The sequence below is a fragment of the Candidatus Pelagibacter communis genome, assembly GCF_001179845.1.
Classification (GTDB): Bacteria; Pseudomonadota; Alphaproteobacteria; order Pelagibacterales; family Pelagibacteraceae; genus Pelagibacter; species Pelagibacter ubique_Q.
Genome location: NZ_CVSB01000022.1, coordinates 1 through 2299, shown reverse-complemented (window position 1 = coordinate 2299; position 2299 = coordinate 1). Strand labels below are relative to the sequence as shown.

Below are 2299 nucleotides of genomic sequence, written 5' to 3'. Positions count from 1 at the left end.
ATAATACTTCAATTGGAGTTGCAGTGAGAGTCGATAAATTTTCTGATAGTTCGATAGATATGTATGTTAGGTGTTTTACAAAATCAGGAAGTTGGAATAATTGGCTAGATGTTAAAGAAAGGTTAGCAATTGCGATTAAGGAAATTGTTGAAAAGAATGGTGCTTCATTTGCGTTCCCAAGTCAGTCGATTTACGTTGAGAAAAAATGATAGCTATTTTTTATTTAGTTTTACAAATTTTAAAATTATATTCTTACGTAGTAATCGCCAATGTTATTGTAAGTTGGCTAATTGCATTTAATGTTCTTAATACCCAAAATAGATTTGTTTATGCAATTTTAGAGTTGAGTTACAAATTGACTGAACCTTTCTTGAATAAAATAAGACGTTTTTTGCCAAATTTAGGTTCACTAGATATTTCTCCAATCATTCTTCTTTTATTGATTTGGTTTATCGAAATGTGTATGAAGCTTTACATTGGACCAATGATTTTTTAGAAAAGAAATATGATTTTAATTGATGGAAAAAAAGCAGCCGCAGAATTAAGAGCAGAGTTAAAGGAAGAAGTCACAGGGTTAAAATCAAAACATAATAAAGTACCAGGTTTAACAGTTATACTTATTGGTGATTTAACACCTAGTCAGATTTATGTGAGAAACAAAGAGAAATCAGCAAATGAGGTAGGATTAAAATCTGAAGTCATTAAATATCCAGACTCAGTTGAAGAAAAGACGGTTCTAGAAAAAATTAAAGAACTTAACAGTGATGAAACTGTTTCAGGAATTTTAGTTCAACTTCCTTTACCTAAGCATATTGATAAGCAGAAGGTTATAGAAGCCATTGATCCTTCAAAAGACGTAGATGGATTTCATCCGATGAATGTAGGCAATCTTTCATCTGGTTATGAAAGTTCGATACCTTGTACGCCACTTGGTTGTTATTTATTAATAAAAAAAATTGAACCTAATTTAAGTGGTAAAAAAGCTGTGGTTGTGGGTAGATCTAATTTAAATGGTAAACCAATGACACAACTTCTTTTAAAAGAAAATTGTACCGTAACTATAACTCATTCAAAAACTAAAGATTTAAAAGCTGAATGTTTAGAGGCAGATATAATTGTTGCAGCTGTAGGTATACCCGAACTTGTTAGAGGAGATTGGGTTAAGAAAGATGCTATAGTTATTGATGTTGGTATAAATAAAACTGACAACGGTATAGTTGGTGATGTTCATTTTGATGAAGTTTCAAAAAATGCAAAAGCACTTACTCCAGTTCCAGGCGGTGTAGGTCCAATGACAATTGCTTGTTTATTAAAAAATACTATTGAGTGTTTTAAAAGATCACAAAAATAAACACTTTTTCTTATAAGTTTAATTGTCTCAAGGTTATTTAAATCAATTTAATTTTAATTGTATTTGATAAGCTTTGCTTATGAAAAAACCGAAATATGAATACAGAATTGCAATAATAATGATTTTATTAACTGCAATACCAATTGGTGCAACTCAATTAGGGTGGTATTTATATGGTAAACAAGTTGGTTTTGATTATGGTATGATTGCAGGGGTTTTTTCTGTTATCCTAGCAGGGTATTTAATGTACAGAAAAGGTTGGAGAAACGAAGAAGAGGACGAGGACGAGGATTAATATGGAAAAAGTAATTTTTTTTGCACTCGCTGTACCAATATTAGGTTTTGTATTTTACTTAGGTGGCACAGCTATAATGAAAGGTTTCAAAGCAAAAGTTGAAAACAGACCAGTTAAACCCGAAGAAAAAGAAGAAGAAAATGAAACTCAAGTTTCTTCATCAAGTAATAATGATCTGAGCAGTGAAATTACAAAATTAAATGAACTACACAAAAGTGGAGTTCTAACCCAAGAAGAGTTTGAAAAGGCAAAAAATAAACTATTAAATAATTAATAGTTTAATCATGTTCAGTGGATTTAAAAAAAAATTTGTAAAAGTAAATAAAGGGAAAATTTTTTGTAGATTTAAAGGGAACGGTCCTCCCTTATTGCTACTTCATGGATACCCTCAAACCCATGTAATGTGGCACAAAACTGCCCCAGGGCTTAGTAAATATTTTACTGTAGTTGTTGCTGATCTAAGAGGGTATGGAGATAGTTTTGTTTTACCTGGTGGAATTAATCATAAAAATTATTCTAAAAAAGAAATGGCCAAAGATATGGTTCAGCTAATGAGTAAACTGAAATTTAAAAAGTTTTATGTTGCAGGTCATGATAGGGGTGGAAGAGTAGCTCACCGAATGGCAAGAGATTATAGAAATAAAATTATGGCT

The 2299-nt window shown here is 31.0% G+C and carries 5 protein-coding genes and 1 pseudogene; all 6 read left to right on the top strand.

What is annotated here, in order from left to right; translation table 11 throughout:
- Positions 1 to 209 (top strand): annotated as a pseudogene (locus AMN81_RS01310) (mechanosensitive ion channel family protein); the annotation flags it as partial.
- On the top strand, positions 206 to 496 hold the full coding sequence (locus tag AMN81_RS01305; RefSeq protein WP_072090340.1) for a YggT family protein: 291 nt from the start codon (positions 206 to 208) through the stop codon (positions 494 to 496). The pseudogene AMN81_RS01310 and the gene AMN81_RS01305, both read left to right, overlap by 4 nt.
- Before the next feature lie 9 nt (positions 497 to 505).
- Positions 506 to 1351: a bifunctional 5,10-methylenetetrahydrofolate dehydrogenase/5,10-methenyltetrahydrofolate cyclohydrolase gene (locus tag AMN81_RS01300; RefSeq protein WP_072090339.1), complete on the top strand. Its 846-nt coding sequence runs from the start codon at positions 506 to 508 to the stop codon at positions 1349 to 1351.
- Between the two features lie 79 nt (positions 1352 to 1430).
- Positions 1431 to 1646, top strand: a complete 216-nt coding sequence (locus tag AMN81_RS01295; RefSeq protein WP_023854574.1) for a hypothetical protein — start codon at positions 1431 to 1433, stop codon at positions 1644 to 1646.
- A 1-nt stretch (position 1647) separates the two neighbouring features.
- Positions 1648 to 1920 (top strand): SHOCT domain-containing protein, encoded by a 273-nt coding sequence (locus AMN81_RS01290; RefSeq protein WP_072090338.1) that lies wholly within the window; start codon positions 1648 to 1650, stop codon positions 1918 to 1920.
- A 10-nt stretch (positions 1921 to 1930) separates the two neighbouring features.
- A partial coding sequence (locus tag AMN81_RS01285) for an alpha/beta fold hydrolase (RefSeq protein WP_143312051.1) occupies positions 1931 to 2299 on the top strand: 369 nt, incomplete at its 3' end.

What these genes read in the sequence shown, in the direction of transcription:
- AMN81_RS01305 (WP_072090340.1), top strand. Translation starts at nt 206, where the DNA reads ATGATAGCTATTTTTTATTTAGTTTTACAAATTTTAAAATTATATTCT.
- AMN81_RS01300 (WP_072090339.1), top strand. Translation starts at nt 506, where the DNA reads ATGATTTTAATTGATGGAAAAAAAGCAGCCGCAGAATTAAGAGCAGAG.
- AMN81_RS01295 (WP_023854574.1), top strand. Translation starts at nt 1,431, where the DNA reads ATGAAAAAACCGAAATATGAATACAGAATTGCAATAATAATGATTTTA.
- AMN81_RS01290 (WP_072090338.1), top strand. Translation starts at nt 1,648, where the DNA reads ATGGAAAAAGTAATTTTTTTTGCACTCGCTGTACCAATATTAGGTTTT.